This is a genomic window from Herbaspirillum autotrophicum (assembly GCF_001189915.1).
Taxonomy (GTDB): domain Bacteria; phylum Pseudomonadota; class Gammaproteobacteria; order Burkholderiales; family Burkholderiaceae_D; genus Herbaspirillum; species Herbaspirillum autotrophicum.
Map to the genome: position 1 here is coordinate 1 of NZ_LFLS01000015.1, position 22,067 is coordinate 22,067.

Genomic DNA, 22,067 nt, shown 5'->3' on the forward strand with positions numbered 1-22,067 from the left:
CTCCACCCCCGCAGATCTCGCACCCAGAACCATAAAGGAAACCAAAAGAGAACCATCAAAGAATCGTAAGGTGGCACGCGGTACCCGCTTGCCTGACGACTGGAAGCTTTTGGGAAAGCATGCCAAAGCAGCGGCAGAGATTGAGCCGACGTGGACCGAGGATGGCATCCGGATGATCGGCGACAAGTTCAAAGACCATTGGATCGCTGCCACTGGTGGCAGTGCCAGCAAGCGGGACTGGGATGCCACCTGGCGCAACTGGTGCCGCAACGAGAAGCTGCGCGGCGCCGGCAAGGGTGGTTCCCACGGCGCATGGTTCGCCACCGAGCAAGGCGTGGCCGCAAAAGGATTGGAGTTCGGCCTGAAGTCGCAACCGGGCGAATCGATGTTCACGTTCAAGGCACGGGTACAGGCGGCAATCGATAACGGCGGAGTGGTGCCGGTCAGAATATCCGGGCAGGCAATCAGCTCGCCAAAACCAGCCACGCCGGAAGCTCCGGTGAACGTGTCGCCCGAAAATCGCCAGGCCGCACTTGATGCCGCGCGGGCGCTGAAGAAGAAGGGGCAGAATGATGGCTAAGGCAAAGCGCAACAAGGCATACAAGCCACGTCCGGTAAATCCGCAGGCGATGAACTGGGCATTGTCCGGCGCGCACACGCTGCCGATGCATAAACAGGTTGAGCTGATTGGTTACGTCGATGTCGCGCTGGATCGATTGCGGCAAGGACGGGCGGCCCGGGATGACTGGAATACGTTGGCCAACGGCATGAACATCGCCGAGGCGCTAGTGCACTTCCAGATCGGCACCAATCTCATAGACCAGATCAATGACGCTCAGGACAAGCTGCACGGCATCGGCATACGCATGCTGAGCACCGGCAAATCGACCTGCTACGCGCATGAATTGGCGGCAATTGCCGAAGGGCGTGACATGTACAAAATCCAGCTGGGTTTGTGTAGCCAAGCCGAGGTCATGAGGGCCGTGCAGCGGGTTAATGACTTTCATCGCAGCGGTGCCAAGAAAGATGTTGCACGGCTTTACCAGGCCATGAACGCATGAGCAAGCGGGTAGAAACGATTGACATGCTGGCGTTGATGCTGGCGCGAGCAGGAAAAGAAAACAGCAGGGCGCTGCCGGCGCGTCAGTACGGCGACCCTGCGAATCACGTTGAATTTGGGAGAGCTATGGAATACAAGGAAATCGCCGACGCACTGCTGCAAGAGTGGCACGACTGGTCTGCCGCTTATCGGCCGGCGCTTGGCATGCCTGGCTGTTCGCCATCGAGCCGCCAGGCTCAGTCCAGTAAGCAATGGCAGAGCACCCATGAGATCGCTGAAGAAAGTGTGCGGAAAGCCGAGATGGAAGTGATTGAGTGGTGCGTCGACGCATTAAAGCCGCAATATCGTCAAGCTATAGGTATCGAGATGCGCAACCGGGGCTCGGGCGCAATGGTGTGGCGCCAGCGTGCCCCGGGTGTGGCAAGTTATGCCGATGCGTTAGAAGCAATTCTTCCGTTGTTGAAGAGGCGTGGAGTGTTCGATTAAGTCAGGGGGCGACATCCGAGATTGTGTAGAATGCTCTAATTAGCAGGGCAACACGTCTCGGCTTCCTACTAGGTGAGAGTTAAATGGCAAATTCCTTCGACGACTTCGTTCGGCAACAAACAGAAAAAAAACAGGCTTCAGAAAATTCAACTTTTTCAAAAGAAAAAGAGCTTGAGCGCTGGAAGGCACATCTCTCGGAATTGTATAAGCTCACCGAAGCGGCGCTGGATCAATACATTCAGGCGGGCACGGTGAAAACCGCGTACAGAAAGGTCCGGTTGGTGGAGCAGTTTTCAGGGCCCTATGAAGTGGACGCAATGTCAATCATGATTGGAACAATCAATGTCGCGCTGAATCCCATCGGAACCATGCTGATTGGATCTAACGGGAGAGTCGACGTTGTAGGCCCCCGAGGCACGCGTAAGCTCTCACTGATACGCGCCAGTGCACGCTCGGCCCACGACTTGATTTCGTTTTCGACGGGTGATAACGATGAGTTGCCATCGCCTCCGGAGCAGAATGTTGTTGGCGATCCATTGGTTTGGAAAATTGCAGACGCTCCACCTAACATGATTTTTCATAATCTAACTCACGAAAGTCTTAGGGATCTTCTCCTGAAGGTGGCAAATGGGTAGAGTGGTAACCTACGAGGCGGAGAAGAGGACTTTGTTAGATGTCGCAGTGCATCACAATGATGTTGAAAATTCACTTCAAGATTATTTCTCGTCCTCATCGCCGTCTGCCAAAATCCGCTTTTTTGATTACTTGCCTCATGTTGTTTTGACTGAGCTACAGGAGCGACTTGCGGAGCAGGATAAACAAAGCTCTTTGATGGTTCTTGCTCATCTTGAGGCGAGGTGGCGCACTGATTATTTGAAGAGATGCCAGAATAAAGACAAAGATCCCCTTTCTAGGCATCTTCGGAAGTTAAAGAGAAAGCACGGGTCTGAAGTGAAATTTGAAGAAAGTCTACTAACTGCGTGGGTGGCATTTTCTGGTATCGAAAAGCGGCTTGCCTCCGAAATTAAAGCGGCATTCAAATTTAGGCATTGGCTGGCACATGGCCGCTACTGGGAGCCCGATTTGGGCCGTCGATTTGATTACCACTACATCTATCAGCTTGCAAAAGAGTGTGATTCATATTTCAAATACGCCTAAGTGCAAACAAACTCCTTGTGCTGTTTGGCATAGTTGGTTATTATTTTGATGTGGGGCGTTCGCTCGCCCTAAATTATTGATACTTGAGCAGATTTTTTCGCGGCGCGGCCACTTGCAAGATATGTTTGGGTCTCGCGAATCTTCTCAAGTATCGGTAGTTATCAAAGCCTCGCTCCTCACGGTTCGGGGCTTTTTTATTTTGCGCCAAGCAGTGCATACTGTGTTCCTATTATTTGAAAAATAGGGGGGCGAATATGGGTATTGATCTCTTTGATTTCTTGAAATGGGTGTCAGGCCCTATTGTTGCGATCGTCGTCGTCTGGTTGGGCAATTATCACAGTCGTCGAAAGGATAAGGCGGCGCGTGAATATGCTCTCCGAAAAGAAGTATTCGAGCCTATTCTGTTGGAGACCGTTCGGGCAATGCAGCAACTCGCGGAAATGATCGGTGGATATATTTCTCCAGAGATCCGTATGGAGCAGGCACGATTGTTCGGTGCTGCTGTGGCGCGAATTCAACTTATAGGAAGCCCTGAAACAGTTAGGTTGGTTCAGAGGTATGCGTTGAGCATGAATACTGCGCTCTTCGACTCAAGTATGGCGGCAATAGAAATCAGTACGTTAAAGACGAGGGCTGACGAGGCTCCGGTCGGCCCGCTTCGAATTCAATGTGACAAGGATCATGCGATTGCAATGACAGAAGCCCTTGAACGTCTGTCGCCGGTTATTGAGCGATTGATATCTGAGAGCATTCCCGTTATTTTGGCCCTTCGCAAAGAATTGGACGTTGATACCGATGACGAAGAGTTTGAGCTGGTAACTCGGCAGACCGCCGACGACGGTAAACGGTTCTTCTTGCACATCAGCCAAGAAATGCGGATCAGGATGGGGTTGACCACCAGGCCGCCCACAGTTGAGAAATATCATCAATAAATTATTGTGGCCGTAACGCACTAATAGGACGTCGGCCTTCTGGGGGTCTAGCGCAGGTTAGAGGCCCAATTTTCTAGTCTCCTCTCTCATCATCTTGGTGGGTTTGCCCGTTGTCGGATTGCCGATCGCGGGCTTTTTTATTTGCGGGGTTTGATGTGATCGCGTCGATGACGCAGGGTTGGCATGCATGAAATTACAAACACTCAAGCCGCGCCTATCAACAGCGCCGGGACGTGTTCCAGTGATGCAGCCGGGATCATGGCGCACCGACAGCACAAGCAGCACGCAGCGCGGTTATGGATATGCGTGGCAGAAGGCGCGTGCTGGCTATTTGGCGAAGCATCCATTCTGCGTTTACTGCATGCGCGACCTGGGCATCGTCGACTGCAATGCGGCGGATGTGATCTTGATCTGTGCGGAGCGCGGAGTTGCGCCGCCCTATGCAAGTCTGGTCGACCATCGAACACCGCATCGCGGTGATCAGACGTTGTTCTGGGATAAGAGCAACTGGCAAAGCATGTGCACTACGCACCACAGCGGCGATAAACAGCGCGAAGAGGCGTAGCGGGCCGCCAATCATCATCGATGCGGCCACGGAGGCAAGGGGGGGGGGTAAAAGTCTGAAGGCTTTCCGGCTCTAGACCACTTGCTTTCCCACGCGCAGAATTTTTTCTCATTTTGGAGATTTGTTAATGGCTTTAACAGGCAAGAAAAGGGCATTTGCGGATGCCGTTCTCGCCGGAAAGTCCAATAAAGACGGGGCTATCGCTGCCGGATATAGTGCCAAAACGGCATCTGCCGCCGGCTCCCGACTGGTTAAAGATCCGGACGTTGCGATTTATCTGCAGGCGATGCGCCAGGCTCCGGTCAATGCCGCGCCGAATCCGACGCCGGCAGAGCGGCCAGCATTTGATTTAAACCGGGCATTGCAGCACTCGGACCCGAAATCATTCTTGCTGGCGGCCATGAACGATGCCGCGCTGGATGAAAAACTCCGTATCGATGCTGCCAAGGCACTGATGCCGTTTGTTCACCAGAAACCAGGCGAGGGTGGCAAGAAAGAGCAGCGCGAAGATGCGGCAAAGGGGTTGGCGGGCCGTTTCGCGCCACCACCGCCGCCGCATTTGGTGGCATCTGGCGGTAAAAAGGTCCGATGATGAAATGGAGTACAGCCTGTACTGACTGGGAACGTCGGCTGGTGAAGGGGGAATCCATCATTCCGCCGCCGATATTCCCCTCGCAGGCAGAGCAGGCGCTGGCAATTTTCAAAGAATTGCGTGTTGTCGACCTCCCTGGCAAGCCAACATTTGGCGAATGCAGCGAACAATGGGTATTTGATTTCGTCTCCGTCATTTTTGGGGCGAATGATCCCGAGACGGGAAAGCAGTTGATTCGTGAATTTTTCCTGCTGATCAGCAAGAAAAACACCAAATCAACAATTGCTGCAGGAATCATGCTGACGGCCCTGATCCTGTGCTGGCGCGAGGAAGAAGAGCATCTGATTCTGGCGCCGACCAAAGAGGTTGCCGACAACAGTTTCAAGCCAGCCGCCGGCATGGTCCGGGCCGACGAAGAATTGTCGACCCTGTTTCACATTCAGGATCACATCCGCACGATCACGCATCGGGTGAATCGGGCTTCGCTCAAAGTGGTAGCAGCCGACACAGATACCGTGTCGGGCAAGAAGTCCGGCCGGATCCTGGTGGATGAGCACTGGCTGTTCGGCACCAAGCCTGACGCAGAGGGCATGTTCATGGAGGCCACCGGCGGCCAGGTATCACGCGATGAGGGATGGGTGATCTACCTGACCACGCAGAGCGACGAGCCACCGGCTGGCGTGTACAAGGAAAAGCTGAATTACTACCGCGATGTGCGCGACGGCATCATTGATGATCCGAAGTCATTGGGCATCCTGTATGAGTTCCCCGCGCGGCTGATCAAATCCAAGGGATACCTCGACCCGGCCAATTTCTACATCACCAATCCGAATATCGGCAGGTCGGTGAGTGCGGAATGGTTGGAAGATCAGCTAAAGAAAAATTTATCCAAGACCAGCGGCGGCCTGCAGCTATTCCTGGCAAAGCATCTGAACGTTGAAATTGGCATGAATTTGCGTTCAGACCGCTGGCCGGGCGCTGATTTTTGGGAAGAGCAAGGCGTTATCGTCGGTCTGACGCTGGAAGATCTGATTGCCCGCTCCGAAGTGGTGGATGTCGGTATCGACGGCGGCGGCCTGGATGACTTGCTGGGATTGGCAGTCATCGGCCGCGACCGGGAAACACGCCGCTGGCTTCTCTGGACTCGCGCATGGGCGCACCCATCCGTGTTGGAACGGCGCAAATCGGAGGCATCCCGGTTCACCGATTTTGCAGAGCAAGGCGACCTGATATTTGTTGAAAGAATCGGCGACGACGTGCTTGATATTGCTGCCGTCGTATTGCAAATCGAGCAGGCGAATGTGCTGGATCAGGTCGGCGCGGATCCGGCCGGTATCGGTGGCATTCTGGATGCGCTGGTCGACGCCGGCATTCCGCAAGAAAAGATTATCGGCATCTCACAAGGCTGGCGTCTCGGCGGAGCGATCAAAACCACTGAGCGCAAATTGGCCGAAGGGGTGATCGAGCATGGCGGGCAGCCAATGATGGCTTGGTGCGTAGGCAACGCCAAGGTTGAGCCGCGCGGCAACGCCACCTTAATTACCAAGCAGGCATCAGGGACGGCCAAGATTGATCCGCTGATGGCGACATTCAACGCCGTTTCGTTGATGTCCCTCAATCCGAAACCACCACCGAAATCGGTCTACGAAAAACGCGGCGTTCGATACGCATAAAGGTTATCCATGGGTTTGTTTGATTTCATGCGCTCCACCAAGGCGGCGCAGGCGGAGCTACGCCCGCGTGCGGAAGCCGCCGGCGGCGAGGTATTCCGTGGCTTCGACGATCCCGCCTTCCTGGAGTTCGTGCGCGGCGCCGTTTCAGGCTCCACGCCGGCCATGAAAAACCTGCGCAATACCGCGGTCCTGCGCTGCGTCACCCTGATTTCGGAATCTATTGGCATGCTGCCGTTTAATCTGCAGTATCGCAACACTGATAAAGACCACGTCACCACGCATCCTGCCTATCGCTTATTCAAGCGCAAGCCGAATAACTGGCAAACACCGACGGAATTCAAAAAACTGCTGGAATTGCACGTCTTGTTACATGGCAATGGTTACGCGCGCGTGATCCGCTCTGGGCAGCGCCCGATTCAGTTGATACCAATGAATCCATTGACCACCAAAGGTGAGCTGACCAGCACATGGGAAATGATCTACAAGCATACCCGGCCAGACGGCGTGCAAATTACCTTGCAGGCTAATGAGGTATTCCACCTGCGCGATCTGTCACTGGATGGCATTACCGGCTTATCGCGGGCGGCGTTGGCCAGTGGCGCTATCGATCTGGCGCAACAGGCAGAACAAGCAGCCTCGCGCACTTTTCGCACCGGCGTCATGGCCAGCGGCGCCATCGAAGTGCCGGAAGAGTTATCCGATGAAGCATACAAGCGCTTCAAGGAGTCGGTCGAAAACGAGGCGTCCGGCGCCGAGAACGCGGGAAAGTTCCTGCTGCTGGAAGGTGGCGCCAAGGCCAGTAAATGGGCAAATACTGCCGCCGATGCGCAGCACATCGAAAACCGCAATATGCAGATTGAGGAAGTGGCGCGCAGCTACGGTGTGCCGCGACCGCTGCTGATGATGGATGACACCAGCTGGGGCAGTGGTGTCGAGCAACTTGCGATTTTTTTCGTCCGGTACGCCCTTGCGCATCGCTTCAAGACTTGGGAAGACGCCGCCGCCCGCGTCATGTTGAGCGAGCGCGAGATGGATGACATGGAGTTCAAATACAACGAGCGCGCCTTGCTGCGCGGCACCCTGAAAGACCAGGCTGACTTCTTCGCCAAGGCGCTCGGCGCTGGTGGACAAGCGCCCTGGATGAGTCAAAACGAAGTGCGCGAACTGTCTGATCTGCCGGAATCTGGCGAAGCGCAAGCCAACTCTCTCAAAAATCAAATGTCACAAAAGGTCGCCAAAAATGAGCCTGCTTAAATTGCCTGCGATCCACGCTGAAAATTCGATTCAGCAGGCGCAATTCGACATGCGTCCCGATGCCTTGGAGCGTTGGCAGCCGGAAATTCGCGCCGCCGCGGATGAGCCTCAATCCATCTCTATCTATGACCGTATCGGTACCACTTGGGACGGCGAGGGCGTCACTGCCAAGCGCATCAGTGCCGCGCTGCGGTCCATCGGTCGCAATGTCGATGTCCAGGTCAATATCAATTCGCCTGGCGGCGATTTCTTCGAAGGCGTGGCCATTTACAACCTGCTGCGCGAGCATCAAGGACGAGTCACGGTCCGGGTGATAGGGTTGGCGGCATCCGCGGCGTCGGTCATTGCCATGGCCGGCGACGACATCCTGATGGGCGTCGGCGCAGATTTGATGATTCACAACGCCTGGGGCATGGCAGCCGGAAATCGCCATGATTTTCTGGCAGTTGCCGAAGTGCTGGCGCCGTTTGATGCCGCCATGGCGGAGGTATATTCAGCACGCTCCGGTATCGCCGCCAAAGACATCGCCGCCATGATGGACGGTGAAACATGGATCGGCGCTGAGCAGGCGGTACGCGATGGCTTCGCTACCGGCATGATCGCTGCTGATGTGGTCGCCAGTGGCGCCAAGGCCGAAGCCGGTAAAAAATATCTTTCGATGGTCGAAGCCGCGATGACACGCGCCGGCCACTCCCGATCTGTGCGGCGCGACGCCCTCAGAGCACTGTTTTCAGGCACGCCGGGCGCTGCCGGAACTATCGCCACGCCGAGCGCTGGCACCGAAATGGCAGCCCTGCTGCACTCATTTACACAATCATTGAAAGGCTGAAAATGCAAACCTTACGCCCCATTCCTCGTGGCCTGATCCGGGTATTCGCTGAAAGCGACCCTGTCCCGGCAGAACTGCGCCAGGCCATTGAAACCATGAACAAGACATTCGCCGATTTCCGTGCTGAGCACACCAAGCAAGTGGATGACATTCGCAAAGGACTGCCGTCTGCAGACCAGACTGCTAAGGTCGAAGCGATCAGCGCCAGTATCGACAAGCTGCAGAAGGAAATCGAAGACACCAACATCAAGATGGCTGCCGCGCAAATGGGGGCTGGTGGCAACCACACGCCGCAAGACAAGGAATATTCCGACGCATTCACCTCGTTCATGAAAACCGGTAATGAAGTCAATGCCGCATTGAACAAGGGCGTAGCGGAAGAGGGCGGTTACGTTACCCCAATTGAATGGGACCGCACCATTCTCGATAAGCTGGTACTGGTATCGCCAATGCGCGCGATCGCCGCGGTGCAAACAACCTCGCGTGCCGGCTTCAGCAAGCTAGTTAATGTCGGTGGCACCGGCAGCGGCTGGGTCGGTGAAACCGACGAACGGCCGGAAACCGGCACATCGCAATTCAAGCCGTTCGCTTTCCCATCGGGTGAAATCTATGCCAACCCGGCAGCGACGCAACAAATTCTGGATGATTCCGAAATCAATCTGGAGCAGTTCATTGCGGGCGAGGTGCAAACTGAATTCGCCAAGCAAGAAGGCTTGGCCTTTGTGTCCGGTAATGGCACCAAGAAGCCGGCAGGTCTGTTGACCTATGTAACCGGTGGCGCCAATGCGGCAGCACACCCGCTGGGAGCCATCCAACTGATCAACAGCGGCGCAGCTGCAGCGCTGACATCGGACGGCCTGATCGATCTGATTTATTCGCTGCCGTCTGCATTTACCGGTAATGCGCGTTTCGTCATGAATCGTGCCACGCAAGGCCTCGCCCGCAAATTGAAAGATGGCGACGGTAATTACCTGTGGCAGCCATCCTATGTGCTGGGCCAGCCAGCTACCCTGGCTGGCTTCCCGGTCACCGAAATGCCGGATATGCCGAACGCGGCCGCCAATGCCGTTCCGATCATGTTTGGCGACTTCAAGCAGGGATACCAGATTGTTGACCGCATCGGTATTCGGGTGTTGCGTGATCCGTACACCAAGAAGCCTTACGTGCTGTTCTACACCACCAAGCGCGTCGGCGGTGGTCTGCTCAATCCGGAGCCGCTGCGCGGCCTCAAAATCAGCGCGTAATTGCCAGCATGCCGGGCTGTCATAGCCCGGCTGGTTTGCCACTTCACACATCGGAGTCATCATGAAATTGAAAAAGCCATTCCAGGGCGTGCCTGAGGGCGAAATCTATCCAGTCGATTACAAGGCCGGCGAAGAATGCCCGCCCGAGTTGCTGGATGCCGCAAAAAGCCTCGGCGCGGTCGATGAAAAAGAGTCGAAAACACCGGCGAAATAAGCATGTTTCTTACACCGGATTTGTTGATCGGCTACAAACGGATTGATGCCGCCGAAAGGGACAGTCCATTTCTTTTGCTGGCGATCGAGGCCGCCGAACTCAATGCCATCGCCTATTTGAACCGGAGCGTATTTCCGGACAAGGAGGCCATGGATGCCGCGATTGCAGACGGCACCGCAGGCCGCAATCCGATGCTGATACAGGCAGACATCAAGGCCGGCATGTTGTTTATTGCCGGCCATTTGTACGACAACCGCGAGGACGTGCTGATCGGCACTGTCGGCGCCGAGTTGCCCATGGGGTCGCGGCATTTTTTGCGGCCACACCGAATTTCGCCGGGGGTCTGATGCGAGCCGGTGAGTTGAAATGGCAGATTCAAATTCAGTTGCCGCCGGTCGGAAAGAATGCCTTTGGCGATCCAAACACTGAATGGACAAAACTGGTCGATGTGTGGGCAAAGAAAGAAGATTTGAGCGGCCGCGAGTTGCTTGCCGCACAAGCCGCACAAAGTGAAATCACAACCACCTTCCGCATCCGGTACCGGGACGGTATTACTTCGAAGATGCGTGTTATGGTGGGTGAGGCAATTTACAACATCGAGGCGGTATTGGATCGGGCGGGCAGCATGGTGGAGCTGCAACTGATGTGTTCATCAGGACTGAACAATGGCTGATATTTCACTGCAAGGCTTTGATGATCTGGAGCAGACATTGCTATCGCTCAATGCCAAAGTCGGTAGCGATGCGTTGCGCTCGGCAGCCAATGCTGGCGCAACCATCATTAAGGATGAGGTGGTAATCCGCGCCCCGGAAAAAAGCGGCATCCTGAAAGAGGCGATCTATCAGAAGCACATCCCCGAGCAGTCTACCGATAGACGCCAGGTGTATTTTGTGTCTTGGCGCAAAGGAAAGAAATCAACAACAGATGCCTTTTATGGCGACTGGGTAGAGCGCGGTCACTGGTATGTGCCGCCACGACCGAAAGGCATCACCTATAAAGCACATCGTGCGGCGAATCGCGCGATATTTGTGCCGGCACATCCGTTTTTACGCCCCTCTTTTGAGGCGAAAAAAGATGTGGCAATCGATGCCATGCGCAGCAAACTGGCTGAAAACGTGCAGAAGGCAATTGCGGAGATGCGGAAATGATAGAAAAAATCGTTCAGGACCTGGTGGATGACCTGGCCTCCGGTGGTGCGCACTTTGATATTGTTCCCGCCGGCGTCGCGCGACCCTACATCACACTGCAGCAAGTTGGCGGCGCGCCGGTGGCCTATCTTTCCGGAGAATCTGGTTGTGACATCGTGCGCATGCAAATCGATGTGTTCGGCGACAGTCGCACGCAAGCCAATGAGGTAATGACAAGCCTGCGTCAGCGGCTGTGTGGTGAACCACTTTTGGCGCGGCCGGTGGGGGCACCTTTCAGCAATTACGAAAGCAACGTGAATACCTATCGGCGCAGTTGTGATTTTTATATTCTTGCCAAAATCTGACTTCAACAGCTTTTACCGGTGTAGTGCTTATAGCAAGTTCGATTCAGCCCTCTTCGGCTCGCTCTTCAGCGGGCCTTTTTTTATTTTTGAAAGGTAGACATCATGGGAGTGAAATTACCCAATGGCGCGATTTTTTCCATCGCATCCGGTTACTCGGCAGAACACACAATGGCATCCATCAGCAACGCCTTGGAAGCAGTGGCGACGCTGGAGGATGGCCACGCGGTCATTGCCGGTCAGATTCTGGTGGTCGGTTCTGGCTGGACCGGCCTGGATGGTCGCGTTGCCCGTGCCAAGTCCGTGCTTATTGATGCGGTGACGCTGGAAAAAATCGATACCACCGATGCCGATCGCTTCCTCGCCGGCAGCGGCGGCGGCAAGGTGCGCGCGGTCACCGATTGGACTGAAATCCAGCAAATCACTGACTTTGCCACGTCGGGCGGCGATCAGAACTTCGCCAGCTACTCGTTTCTGTCGGACGACGAAGAGCGCCAGTTGCCGACCACCAAGTCGCCGACCAGCATCAAGATCAAGACCGCCGACGATCCGGAATTGCAGCATAACGCTGTGCTGGAAAAGGCCGATTTGGACCGTCAGCCACGCGTGTTCCGTCTCAAGCTGCCGGGCGGTTCGGCCATCTATTACAACGGTTATGTGTCGTTCAATCAGACGCCCAGCATGGGCAAGAACAACATCATGGAAGTCACCACCAGCTTGTCGCTGATCTCGCGTCTGACGCGCTACGCCGCATAAGCGCTATCCACAACCTTACCAGGAGCTGCAATGTTCAAGCTGACCCCCGACCCGACCTTCAAGGCCGAGGTCGAAATTCCGCGTCCCGGCGCATCGGCCGGACGCATCAAGTTCGAATTCGCCTACAAGGATGCCGACGAACTGAGCGATTACATGAACCGCCTGGCAGACCTCGGCGACATCGACGGCATCATGGAAATTGTCACCGGATGGAGTGGCGTCGATGTGCCTTTCAATCGCGACAATCTTGAATTGTTGGTCAAGAAGTACAACGGTGCCGCCATGCGGATTTTCAAGAAGTACACCGACGAACTGACCAAGGCCCGTTCGGGAAACTGATCGCCGCTGCCCGCTATCTGTATGACAAGCCGGCCAGTGATGAAGAGCTGGCTGCGCTTGGCCTGCTGCGTGCAGACCTGGATGAGGTGGCCGGCGTCGATGTCTGGCCGCAGAACTTTGATGCCGTTCGGGTATTTGAGGCGCTGAGTTCGCAGTGGCGCGTGGGCGCCGGTGGCGCATCGGGCCTTGACTATCAGGTCTTGCCGACGGTGTTGAGGATGTTTGACATCAAGCGCAAGCAGTGGCGCGATATTTTCGATTGCATCCGTATCATGGAAATGGAAGCCATGCGCGCCATGCGTGAGTAGTACCAAGCCGCCTGCGGGCGGTTTCTTATTTTGGAGCAGTCAATGAGTGATGCAGGCGGAAGTGATGTAGTCGGCAAAGCCACCATTGTGCTCGCCGCCGAAGGCGATCAGTTCGATGCCGACATGGTCAAGCATGCGCGCAGCGCCGGCCAGTTCAGCGAATCGGTAACGCAATCGTCGGTCAAGTCGGTGACGGCGCTCAACACCATTGGCGTAGCGGCAACCCAGACGGCGCAGCAGTACAGTAACTCGCAGACCCGCTTTCTCGAATCCCTGCAGCGCCAGGTGGTTGCAGTCGAAGGCGGCAAGATTGCGGCACTCGAACTGAAAGCGGCACAGCTCGGGCTCAGTGATGCGGCGGCACCGTTGATTGCCAGCTGGCGTCAGCTGGAAGCAGCGCAGCGTGCTTCTGCTGGTGCCGGCATTGCCGTGGCACAGGCCGCGGCGCAGACGGCAGAATCCGAAGTCGCCGCCAGCGCTCGCATCAAGGCATTGGTAGCAGCGTCGCTGGAAAAGACGGCGGCACTGGGGCGGGAAATCGAAGCATCGCGGGCTGCTGCCAGTGCCGCACGTGAGCTGTCGGAAGCGTCGAAGACAGCGGCGCCATCGACCGGCGCCAGCGTCAGCTTTGCGGCACAAAATCGCAGCCTGCAAGAGACTGCCGACCAAGTCAATGAAGTCAACCGGGCTCTGGCATCCATTGGACGCGGTGCCGGCTCGACCAAGGAACTGCAGACCCAGACCGATAAGTTGCTGTCACTGTGGCAGCAGGGCCGGATATCGGCCGAGCAATACACGGCAGCGGTCAAGCAACTCGACAGTTCCGAGCTGAGCCTGGTGAAATCGAGCGCCCAGGCCAGCGCCAAGGCAGACGAATTCATTGCCAAGCTGAAAGAGCAAGCCGCCACTGCCGGCATGACATCGAAGCAGATGCTGGAATACCGGGCGGCGCAACTGGGCGTTGCCAATGACGCAACGCCATTCATCGAAAAAATTGCCGCCAGCGAAAAGGCAATGCACGGTTTCAGTCTGGAATCAGGCGGGGCGCGGCGCGAACTGGGGGTGCTGGCACGGGAATTGGGGCGTGGCGACTTCAGTGCTGCCAGTCGCTCGTTTTCGATTTTTGCCGAGCGCAGCGGTTTGATGGCAACCTTGCTGTCGCCGGCCGTGCTGATGATTGGTGCGTTGGTGGCCGTAGTCGCGACATTGTCGTTTGGCGCCTACAAAGCAGCGGAAGAGCAAACCAAGTTCAACAATGCGCTGGTGCTGACCGGTAATTATGCCGGTACCACCGCCAGCGGTTTGCATGAATTGGCGAGCGAAGCATCGAGCGCCATGGGTAGCGTCGGTTCGGCACGTGAGGCCGTGTTGACACTGGCGTCGAGCGGCAAGTTCACCTCTGAGCAGATCGGCATGATCGCCAAGACAGCCGTGGAGATGGAGGCCACCACCGGAAAGGCGGTACAAAAGACCGTCGAGCAGTTTGAGGAGCTGGCGAAAAAGCCGGCCGAAGCCAGCGCCAAGCTCAATGAGCAGTACCACTATCTGACGCAATCGGTGTATGACCAGATCGCCGCCCTGGAGCGCCAGGGCGATGCCCAGGGCGCTGCTAATCTGGCCGAGCAAGCCTATGTCGATGGCATGGCTACCCGCACTGTGCAGATTCGCGAGAACCAAAGTCTGATCGCACGCGGCTGGGATGAGGCAAAGCGCTCGGCGGTGGGCTACTTCGAGTCGGTTGTCAAATTCTTCACCGACAATTCTATCGAGCGCCAGATTGCCGATCTGAAGCTACGCATGGCATCGCCTGGCGCCAACGACGATGACAAGCGGCAATTCTCTGCCTTGATTGCCAATCTGGAACAGCGCGGCAAGGCGCAGGAACTGGCAGCGGCTATCCAGAAAGAGGCAGCATCGTCCTCTGCGGCGTCCATCGAGGCCGCACGTGCCATCGATACGCAAAGCGAATCTATCGACAAAAATATCCGCAAGAAGGTCGAGCTGGCCAAGCTGGACGAACGCTTCAGCAATATGCAATTCGAAGCGCAGCGCACCGGCGACCGCAACGCACGTCTGGACAATGTTGACTTCACCGAAGATGGCAAGCCGCTTGGCGGCGGCCTGTACGCCCAACTGCGCAAAGATATTGAAGAGCGCAACAAGCCGAAGGCAGCGGCCAAGTCCAGTGAGGTCGGCATCAATACCGAACTCAAGGCGCTGCAGGGGCAGTTCCAGGAGCAGGAGCGGGCGCTCAAGCAGGTCAACCAAAACATCAAGGCGCAATACGATATCGGCTTGCTCGACACGCAGCAATACCTGTCAGCGGAATATGAAGCCAAGAAATCGGCACTGACGAAAGAATTGCAGATCGCTGACCAGCAAGCCGAGGTCGCCGGTCGCAAGCGCAATACGGTAGCACTCGAAGAGGCGCGCAATCTGCAAAAGCGTGTCCGTGATGAGCAACTGGCGAATGAGGAAAAGTACGGCAACGACTCGCGCTCATTGATGGAAAAAAACCGGCGCGATGTACAGGCATATGTTGATTCGCTCAACGCCGCGTATGTGACGCGCAAGCAGGCCATCAACAATCTGATTGCCGGCACCGGCCTGGGTGATGTCGACCGCGATGAGCTGAGCCGTATCAATCAGCTGCAGCAGGAGTACGACAAAGCCGCAGAGGCGCTGCGCCGCTCAATGGAAAAAGGCACGGCACACGGCGGTATCAGCCGGGGTCAGTACGAGCAGGAGATTGCCGCACTGCAAACCAATATCCAGCAGCGCATCGATCTGGAGCGCCAGTTCACTGCGAACCTGAAAGAAACACAGGCCGACGGCTGGAGTGGCGCCACGCGCTTCATGGCGAATTATCGCGATGCTGCTGCCAACATGGCTTCGCAGGTAGAGGGCATGTTCACCAGTGCAGCGCGGGGCATGGAGGATGCCTGGGCGACGTTCGTAACTACGGGCAAGCTTTCATTCTCAGATTTGGCGAAATCAGTGATTTCGGATATCGCCAAGATGCAGGCACGGGCCGCTATCTCGGGTCTGTTCAATTTTGCCATCAGCGCGGCTGCAAACTATTTCGGCGGTGGCGCAGGGGCGGGGGCTGAGTCGTCGGGGGCAAGTACGGCGGATTATTGGAATTCGCAGGCAGGTGGTGGTGTGGGCTTCAAGGCAAATGCCCTCGGCGATGTCTATGCCTCGCCGAGCCTGCACGAATACGCTAATACGGTGCTGACCAAACCGACACTCTTCGCTTTTGCCAAGGGGGCCGGTATTGCGGGGGAAGCCGGGCCAGAAGCCATCATGCCGTTGACGCGGGCAGCGGATGGCTCGCTCGGCGTGCGTTCGCTCGGTGGTGGTGGTCAGGCTCCCGTGATTCAGATCATTACCGATATTGATATTACTCAGGCGGGGGCGCAATCGAGCACCACCGCAGATACGCAGAACCAGACCGCGAAGGAACTGGCCAGCATGGTCTCGGAGTCGGCGAAAGCAGTGGTCTACCGTGAGTGCGCACCAGGCGGCAAGATCTGGCGTTTGCATAATGGCATGGGGGGCTGATGACAAAGCGCACTTTTACCTGGACGCCCAACAACAATCTGACGGCGACACCTAAATTCAAAACCTTGTCTGCCAAGCTTGGTGATGGCTACGAGCAGTCAGCGGGCGATGGCATCAATGCCCGTTCAAGTTCGTGGTCGCTGAGTTTTACCGGTAAGCAAGAGCGTATCGCGCAGATCTGCCAATTCCTCGATGAACATGCTGGCTGGCGTTCGTTTTATTGGACCGAGCCGTTCGGCAAGCAGGTGCTGATCAAGACGCCGGACGGTTATTCAACCAAAGATCTCGGGGCCGACGTCTACACATTGACGGTCACCTTCAAAGAGGGCTTTTAGCATGGGCATATTTGCAGACATCCAACAGCTGGAGGTCGGTGAAAAGGTCGAATTGTTCGAACTGGATGCCGGTGGCATCGGCGGCGATGAATTATTGTTTCACGGCTATGAACAATTGGGTTCGATCTGGTGGCAAGGACGCGAGTTTGCGCCGTGGCCGATTGTAGTGGAGGGCTTCAGCAAAACCGGTGAAGGGCAGCAGCCATCGCCGAAGCTGACGGTCGGCGATATTGATGGCTCAATCAGCGCCTTATGTATTTTTCTGGATGATTTGGTCGGGGCCAAACTGATCCGGCATATCACGCTGGGGCGTTTCCTGGATGCGGTGAACTTCCCGGATGGCAATCCTGATGCCAATCCCGACGAGCACTTGCCAGCCGAAATCTGGTTTATCAATCAGCGCACCGAAGATGATGGCGAGCATATCGAATTCCAGCTCGCCACGGCGCTCGATCTGGATGGTCTGAAGCTGCCACGGCGGCAGATCATTGCCAATCTCTGTAGTTTTGAATATCGCGGCCCTTACTGCGGTTGGACTGGGATTGCTTTCTTCGATAAAAGTGACCATCCAGTCAGCGAGCGGGCGCTGGATCGTTGCGGCAAACGTATCTCTTCCTGCAAATGCCGCTTTGGCGAATTCAATGAATTACCGTTTGGTGGCTTCCCTGCTGCCGATCTGATGAGGGCCTGACATGCATCCAGCGACTGAAGAAGCGATCCGGGCGCACGCGATTGCGGAATATCCCCGCGAGTGTTGTGGTCTGGTGATCATCGAACATGGTGTGGAGACATATGTGCCGTGCCGCAATGCCGCCGACCCGGAGGACAAGAACGCGCATTTCGTTCTCCCCGCCGATGAATATGCCTGTGCGGAAGATAAGGGCCAAATAGTGGCGCTGGTGCATTCGCACACTGATGAGCCAGCGCGACCGAGCGAGGGCGACAAGGTGGCTTGTGAGGCATCAGCATTGATTTGGCACATCATCCGGGTCGATGGCGGGCCTGATGGTCCGGTTGCCACTGAGTTGGTTACCCACGCGCCATGCGGGTATCAGGCGCCACTGGTGGGGCGCGGCTTCTTTCATGGCGTGCTGGACTGTTATTCCCTGATTCGCGATTGGTATCAGCGCGAGCGGGGCATTACGCTGAAAGACTTTGCGCGGCGCGACGGCTGGTGGCGTGATGGCAGTGGCGACGATTTATACATGACACAGTTTCGCGTGGCCGGTTTTGTCGCGGTTGACGCGAGCGACATCCAGATCGGCGACGTGATTATCATGCAGTACGGAGCCAGGGTGGCCAATCATGCCGGCGTGTATATCGGCAACAGCGAGTTCTTGCATCACCTCTACAACAAGCTATCGACACGTGACGTCTACGGCGGCCACTGGCGCGAAATTACGCGGTTGATTGTGCGCTACCGCCCCGCCTGACACTGTCTCACCGCAACCAGCCGACTTCACGTCGGCTTTTTTACTTTCTGAGCCATGCAACAACCACTCAAAACTATCCGGCTATACGGAACGCTCGGTACCACCTGCGGCCGTGTGCATCATCTCGCCGTATGCAGCGCAGCTGAGGCGGTGCACGCACTGCGCATCATGTTGCCCGGTTTCGAGCGGGCATTGATGAGCGGTCGCCAGCGTGGCATCACCTTTGCCGTGTTTGTCGGGCGGCGCAATATAGGTCGAGATCATCTGCAAGATCCGACTGGCGACGACGATATTCGTATTGCCCCGGTGATGCAGGGCAGCAAGCGCGGCGGTCTGCTGCAGACGATTGTGGGCGCGGTGCTGATCGTGGTGGGCGCCATCATTACCGGTGGCACGTTTGGGGCCGGTGCGCCGTTTGGTTCGGCCTTGATCGTGATGGGCGCCTCCATGATGGCGGGCGGCATTGTGCAAATGTTGTCACCGCAACAGGGCGGCCTCTCAACCAGAGACAATGTCGACAACGGGGCCAGCTATAACTTCAATGGTCCAGTCAACACCAGCGCCCAAGGCAAGGCAGTTAGCTTGCTTTACGGTCGCGCGGTGGTTGGCTCGGCGGTGATCTCAGCAGGTATCGTGGCCGAGGATCAGCAATGAGAGGCATTATTGGATACGGCGGTGGTGGCAAAGGCGGCGACGATAGTGCCACGGCGGCAATCGAGTCGCCAGATAGTCTGCACAGTATTTCTTATGCGCGCGTGCTGGACCTGGTGTCGGAAGGCCCTATACGCGGGTTGGTCAACGGCGCGCAATCAATCTACTTGAATGAAACACCGTTGCAGAATGCGGACGGCTCATACAATTTTCGCGGATTTCGTTACGATTTTCGGAATGGCACGCAAGATCAGACTTACATTCCCGGATTTCCGGAAATCGAGAACGAACTGGGCGTCTCTACTGAACTGAAGTCGGCATCTCCCTGGGTGAAGTCGATCACCAATCGGCAATTGAACGCGATCCGGCTGCGTCTTTCCTTGCCGGCCATCAGTCAGACCGACCCGGCCAATGGTAACGTTGGCGGCTATCGGATTGACTATGCGGTAGACCTGTCTACGGATGGTGCCGCCTTTGTTCCGGTGATAGTAGCCGCGTTTAGTGGCAAGGCCACCAGCAAATATGCGCGCAGCCATCGGATCGAATTGCCGAAGTCCAGTATTTCCGGCTGGCAGATCCGGGTGCGGCGCCTGACCGCGAATGCCAATAGCAATCGCATTGTCGACACCACCAACATTGAGTCGTATACCGAGGTCATCGACGCCAAGCTGCGTTACCCAGTCTCGGCCATTATCGGCATGCTGATTGATGCTTCACAGTTTTCCGGGGTGCCGCGCCGTGGCTTTGATCTGTACGGCAGAATTATTCAGGTGCCGAGTAATTACGATCCGATCACACGCGTCTACAGCGGTCCGTGGGATGGCACTTTCAAACCGGAATGGACCGACAATCCGGCCTGGTGTTTTCGCGATCTCGTATTGCACGACCGTTACGGTATCGGGCATTTGATCGATACCAACCAGGTCGATAAATGGGTGCTGTATCGCATTGGCCAATATTGCGATCAGCTGGTGCCGGATGGTAAAGGTGGGATGGAACCGCGCTTCACTTGCAATCTTTATCTGCAAGACCAGGCGCCTGCCATCAAGGTTTTGCAAGACATGGCCTCGATTTTTCGCGGGCTGTCTTACTGGGCTGGCGGCAGTGTGGTGGCGTCGGCAGACATGGCGACCGATCCGGTCTATGTTTACACCGCTGCCAACGTGATCGGCGGCAAGTTCCTGCGTTCTGGCACCAGCCGCAATACGCGTTATTCGACGGCGCTGGTCAGTTGGAATGATCCGGCCGATTTTTACCGCGCCAAAGTCGAATACGTCGAAGATGAGGAAGGTCTGGAACGCTATGGTGTGCGACCGCTGGAACTGACTGCTTTCGGTTGCACTTCGCAGGGGCAGGCGCAGCGGGCAGGACGCTGGGCATTGGCGACCTCGCGTCTGGAAACCGACGGTATCAAATTCCAGGTGGCACTCGATGGCGCCGTGGCTGCGCCTGGGCAGATTGTGCGCATCGCGGATTCGCGTCGCATGGGCCGTCGCAATGGCGGCCGTATTCGGGCAGTGAATGGGCGCGTCATCACGGTCGATAAGGCACCGGTTATTGCCGTGGGTGACGCCTTGACGGTCATTCTCCCGAGTGCGATATCTGAAACGCGCTTGGTGGCCTCGATCGATGGCGACGATGTCACGGTGGCCAGCGACTACTCGGAACCTCCGCAGGCGCAGTCCGTCTGGACCGTCGATAACATCGATTTGATGGCGCCGATGTACCGCATCGCCTCGGTGACAGAAAAAGATAAGCTGACTTTCGAAATCACGGCCACTCAACATGAGCCGGGTAAATTCGCGCTGGTCGATGAAGGCACCAAGATTGCCCCGCGGCCGCAATCGGTGGTGCCGATGCGCTATCAGGTGCCGCCGCTTAATCTGCGGCTGTCAACCTATGACACGGTCGCGCAGGGGCAATCGACTACCACGATGGTGATTGCCTGGGATGCCCCGGACAAGGCAACGGCCTATCTGGTCGAATGGCGCCGCGATCTCGGCGAATGGGTCGATGCCGGCCGTACTGCATCGTTGAGCATGGAAGTGCGAGGCATCTATGCCGGTGAGTACGTGGTGCGCGTGAGGGCGGTCAATGCGATTAACGTTGCATCGCGTGCGGCCGAGACGCCGTCAACCGCTCTGACCGGCAACAGTGGCCCACCCTCCAACGTGCCTTGGTTCTTCATCGATGGCGACGTGCTGTCGTGGGGGCAGATCACCGACGCCGAGCTGGCTGGCTATGTGATCCGTTATCACGCCGGCATCAATCAGAGCTGGGGTGATGCCAATCCGCTGCATACCGGGATTCTGGTGGGCAGTCCCTATCAGGCGCTGAACCGACCTGCAGGCCAGATCACACTGATGATCAAGGCGGTGAATCGCGCCGGGGCGGTCTCGGCATCGCCGGCCTTGATCCAGACCGAGTTCGGAGATGCCCTGGTCGATAACGTTGTGGAGGATTTTGATTTTCAGGAATTGGGCTATCCGGGGCATATCGCCGGTGGCACGGTGGCTGATGGCGTGCTGAAAGCGGACGGCACCAGTATTTTCTATGGCAACGATGTCGCTGACTTTTTCGGCACCATTGGCGATGCGCCATTCTTCACGGACAACTATCGCGCGATGACATACGAGACAGCGGTATTTACGCCGTCAACTGTGGCCAGGGGTATCAAGATGACACTTGATCTTGACATGCAAGGCAGTACGCAGCAGATCGAATATCGGGTGTCGGGCGGCGAGCCCTTCTTCAGTTCCGATGGTGATGCGCCGTTCTATGGCGCAGATGACGCACCATTCTTTGGTGTGGAAGCGGTCTATCAGAGCTGGCCGGGGTCGGTGGTGGTGCAGTCCGTGCAATACCAGTTCCGCTTCAGCACCGGGCAAGGTCCAACCGAGGGCTTGATTGCGGCGTGCCGAGCGGTGATTGACGTGCCTGACATAGAGGAGCAGTTCAATGATCTGTTTATCGCTGCTGCCGGCACGCGCCTACCCATCGGCAAACGCTACCTCGCAATCAAGAACGTACAACTGACGCTGGAAGCCGATGGCGGCAGTGCGGTGTATGCCAAGTGGATCGACAAGAACAACACGCTCGGCCCGCTGATCAAATGTTTTGACATCAACAACAATCCTGTGAGCGGCACGCTGGACGCTCGCATTCAAGGCTATTAACAAGGAGCA

The 22,067-nt window shown here is 56.5% G+C and carries 25 protein-coding genes and 1 pseudogene; all 26 read left to right on the forward strand.

Features of this window, described 5'->3' with window-relative positions; all coding sequences use genetic code 11:
* A pseudogene (locus tag AKL27_RS12975) lies at positions 1-580 on the forward strand (hypothetical protein); the annotation flags it as partial.
* Between the two features lie 49 nt (positions 581-629).
* The gene (locus AKL27_RS12980; protein WP_157056913.1) at positions 630-1,061 is read left to right on the forward strand and encodes a hypothetical protein; all 432 of its coding nucleotides are present in this window, start codon (positions 630-632) and stop codon (positions 1,059-1,061) included.
* Positions 1,058-1,546, forward strand: a complete 489-nt coding sequence (locus tag AKL27_RS12985; protein ID WP_050463263.1) for a hypothetical protein — start codon at positions 1,058-1,060, stop codon at positions 1,544-1,546. Before AKL27_RS12980 ends, AKL27_RS12985 begins: the two co-directional genes overlap by 4 nt.
* A gap of 83 nt (positions 1,547-1,629) precedes the next feature.
* Complete coding sequence (locus AKL27_RS12990) at positions 1,630-2,181, forward strand: hypothetical protein (RefSeq protein ID WP_050463264.1); 552 nt, start codon at positions 1,630-1,632, stop codon at positions 2,179-2,181.
* A 31-nt stretch (positions 2,182-2,212) separates the two neighbouring features.
* A complete protein-coding gene (locus AKL27_RS12995) occupies positions 2,213-2,704 on the forward strand; it encodes a hypothetical protein (protein ID WP_157056914.1) in 492 nt (163 codons plus the stop codon).
* 254 nt (positions 2,705-2,958) lie between these two features.
* Positions 2,959-3,636, forward strand: coding sequence for a hypothetical protein (locus tag AKL27_RS13000; RefSeq protein ID WP_050463266.1), 678 nt, complete (start codon positions 2,959-2,961; stop codon positions 3,634-3,636).
* A gap of 187 nt (positions 3,637-3,823) precedes the next feature.
* Positions 3,824-4,201: a hypothetical protein gene (locus AKL27_RS13005; protein ID WP_050463267.1), complete on the forward strand. Its 378-nt coding sequence runs from the start codon at positions 3,824-3,826 to the stop codon at positions 4,199-4,201.
* A gap of 127 nt (positions 4,202-4,328) precedes the next feature.
* Positions 4,329-4,793, forward strand: a complete 465-nt coding sequence (locus AKL27_RS13010) for a terminase small subunit (RefSeq protein WP_050463268.1) — start codon at positions 4,329-4,331, stop codon at positions 4,791-4,793.
* Positions 4,793-6,466 carry a terminase large subunit gene (locus AKL27_RS13015; RefSeq protein WP_050463269.1) on the forward strand — a complete coding sequence of 558 codons (1,674 nt, stop codon included), beginning with the start codon at positions 4,793-4,795 and terminating at the stop codon, positions 6,464-6,466. Before AKL27_RS13010 ends, AKL27_RS13015 begins: the two co-directional genes overlap by 1 nt.
* A 9-nt stretch (positions 6,467-6,475) precedes the next feature.
* Positions 6,476-7,720 (forward strand): phage portal protein, encoded by a 1,245-nt coding sequence (locus AKL27_RS13020; protein ID WP_050463270.1) that lies wholly within the window; start codon positions 6,476-6,478, stop codon positions 7,718-7,720.
* Positions 7,707-8,549 carry a head maturation protease, ClpP-related gene (locus AKL27_RS13025; protein ID WP_050463271.1) on the forward strand — a complete coding sequence of 281 codons (843 nt, stop codon included), beginning with the start codon at positions 7,707-7,709 and terminating at the stop codon, positions 8,547-8,549. Before AKL27_RS13020 ends, AKL27_RS13025 begins: the two co-directional genes overlap by 14 nt.
* Positions 8,550-8,551: 2 nt before the next feature.
* A complete protein-coding gene (locus tag AKL27_RS13030) occupies positions 8,552-9,793 on the forward strand; it encodes a phage major capsid protein (RefSeq protein WP_050463272.1) in 1,242 nt (413 codons plus the stop codon).
* Positions 9,794-9,854: 61 nt separating this feature from the next.
* Positions 9,855-10,007, forward strand: a complete 153-nt coding sequence (locus AKL27_RS28140; protein ID WP_198155956.1) for a hypothetical protein — start codon at positions 9,855-9,857, stop codon at positions 10,005-10,007.
* Between the two features lie 2 nt (positions 10,008-10,009).
* Positions 10,010-10,354, forward strand: a complete 345-nt coding sequence (locus tag AKL27_RS13035) for a head-tail connector protein (protein ID WP_050463273.1) — start codon at positions 10,010-10,012, stop codon at positions 10,352-10,354.
* Positions 10,354-10,680 carry a phage head closure protein gene (locus tag AKL27_RS13040; RefSeq protein ID WP_050463274.1) on the forward strand — a complete coding sequence of 109 codons (327 nt, stop codon included), beginning with the start codon at positions 10,354-10,356 and terminating at the stop codon, positions 10,678-10,680. Before AKL27_RS13035 ends, AKL27_RS13040 begins: the two co-directional genes overlap by 1 nt.
* A complete protein-coding gene (locus AKL27_RS13045; RefSeq protein ID WP_050463275.1) occupies positions 10,673-11,155 on the forward strand; it encodes an HK97-gp10 family putative phage morphogenesis protein in 483 nt (160 codons plus the stop codon). The genes AKL27_RS13040 and AKL27_RS13045 overlap by 8 nt, the downstream gene beginning before the upstream one ends.
* Entirely contained in the window at positions 11,152-11,499 is a 348-nt protein-coding gene (locus AKL27_RS13050) for a DUF3168 domain-containing protein (RefSeq protein ID WP_050463276.1), read from the forward strand. The genes AKL27_RS13045 and AKL27_RS13050 overlap by 4 nt, the downstream gene beginning before the upstream one ends.
* 102 nt (positions 11,500-11,601) lie before the next feature.
* Positions 11,602-12,252, forward strand: coding sequence for a phage tail protein (locus AKL27_RS13055; protein WP_083439023.1), 651 nt, complete (start codon positions 11,602-11,604; stop codon positions 12,250-12,252).
* Between the two features lie 30 nt (positions 12,253-12,282).
* Complete coding sequence (locus AKL27_RS13060) at positions 12,283-12,591, forward strand: phage tail assembly chaperone (protein WP_050463278.1); 309 nt, start codon at positions 12,283-12,285, stop codon at positions 12,589-12,591.
* Between the two features lie 86 nt (positions 12,592-12,677).
* Positions 12,678-12,899: a DUF1799 domain-containing protein gene (locus AKL27_RS13065; RefSeq protein ID WP_232310983.1), complete on the forward strand. Its 222-nt coding sequence runs from the start codon at positions 12,678-12,680 to the stop codon at positions 12,897-12,899.
* Positions 12,900-12,941: 42 nt separating this feature from the next.
* Positions 12,942-16,463, forward strand: coding sequence for a phage tail tape measure protein (locus AKL27_RS13070; RefSeq protein WP_050463280.1), 3,522 nt, complete (start codon positions 12,942-12,944; stop codon positions 16,461-16,463).
* Positions 16,463-16,798 carry a phage tail protein gene (locus AKL27_RS13075; RefSeq protein WP_050463281.1) on the forward strand — a complete coding sequence of 112 codons (336 nt, stop codon included), beginning with the start codon at positions 16,463-16,465 and terminating at the stop codon, positions 16,796-16,798. The genes AKL27_RS13070 and AKL27_RS13075 overlap by 1 nt, the downstream gene beginning before the upstream one ends.
* Before the next feature lies 1 nt (position 16,799).
* Positions 16,800-17,489 (forward strand): phage minor tail protein L, encoded by a 690-nt coding sequence (locus AKL27_RS13080; protein ID WP_050463282.1) that lies wholly within the window; start codon positions 16,800-16,802, stop codon positions 17,487-17,489.
* Position 17,490: 1 nt separating this feature from the next.
* Positions 17,491-18,231: a C40 family peptidase gene (locus AKL27_RS13085; protein WP_050463283.1), complete on the forward strand. Its 741-nt coding sequence runs from the start codon at positions 17,491-17,493 to the stop codon at positions 18,229-18,231.
* A gap of 54 nt (positions 18,232-18,285) precedes the next feature.
* The gene (locus tag AKL27_RS13090; RefSeq protein ID WP_050463284.1) at positions 18,286-18,885 is read left to right on the forward strand and encodes a tail assembly protein; all 600 of its coding nucleotides are present in this window, start codon (positions 18,286-18,288) and stop codon (positions 18,883-18,885) included.
* Entirely contained in the window at positions 18,882-22,058 is a 3,177-nt protein-coding gene (locus tag AKL27_RS13095) for a host specificity protein J (RefSeq protein ID WP_050463285.1), read from the forward strand. The genes AKL27_RS13090 and AKL27_RS13095 overlap by 4 nt, the downstream gene beginning before the upstream one ends.
* Positions 22,059-22,067: the final 9 nt, after the last annotated feature.